Raw genomic sequence first — 581 nt, 5'->3', positions numbered from 1 at the left:
TGGACGAGGAGAGCTATCGAATGAGAAACCGCTCGGTCATCTTCGAGCCGGAGACGAAAGATATTTAGTCATCGGAAATTGTTGCGGCTAAATCATCGCAGATTGTCTTTTCATCTTGACGGTCACACCCGTGGGACAGGCAAGATCGTCACAGAAGAAACGTCTCGCCTGAACCCGTAGCTGCACATCCATCCCGAACACACGCTCATCCTTCAATGTTCTGATGTATCTGCTGTGGACACGGTATGAGCACTTTGTGCAACGGGGACAGGAGGCACACGACTTTTTCCCATGACAAATGAACTGATATGCTTCATCGCAGCGGTTCACATCGACCACTTCTAGTTCTGGAAGAAGCTCGTCTAACATGATTGATCCCTTCAATCCTTTTAGTGAACTAATTCCCGAAGATGTGCTTCATCAAAAGTGAGGAAGAACCAATTTTAAACCGCTGTGTGAACGCTAGAATAAAATTGACAGTTTTTGCTCGATACGATTTTACACTATTGCCGAAGAATCAGAACAGAACTCCGATAGAGTAGTTGAAGCTATTTTATCTGGAGGGAATGGATTTGGAGGAA

Annotated in this window: 1 protein-coding gene; it reads right to left on the bottom strand. The window is 45.3% G+C overall.

Going from position 1 to position 581, the window contains the following annotated elements; genetic code table 11:
- Positions 1 to 87 precede the first annotated feature (87 nt).
- Complete coding sequence (locus EVJ30_RS15480) at positions 88 to 369, bottom strand: transposase family protein (RefSeq protein WP_131469577.1); 282 nt, start codon at positions 367 to 369, stop codon at positions 88 to 90.
- Between the last annotated feature and the right edge of the window lie 212 nt (positions 370 to 581).

Source organism: Exiguobacterium sp. SH5S13 (assembly GCF_004337085.1).
GTDB lineage: Bacteria > Bacillota > Bacilli > Exiguobacteriales > Exiguobacteriaceae > Exiguobacterium > Exiguobacterium aurantiacum_A.
The sequence above is the reverse complement of the archived record's forward strand: the minus strand, read 5'-3'. Positions and strand labels throughout refer to the sequence as shown.

Coding starts and splice junctions, on each gene's coding strand:
- EVJ30_RS15480 (WP_131469577.1), bottom strand. CDS start 369: ATGTTAGACGAGCTTCTTCCAGAACTAGAAGTGGTCGATGTGAACCGC.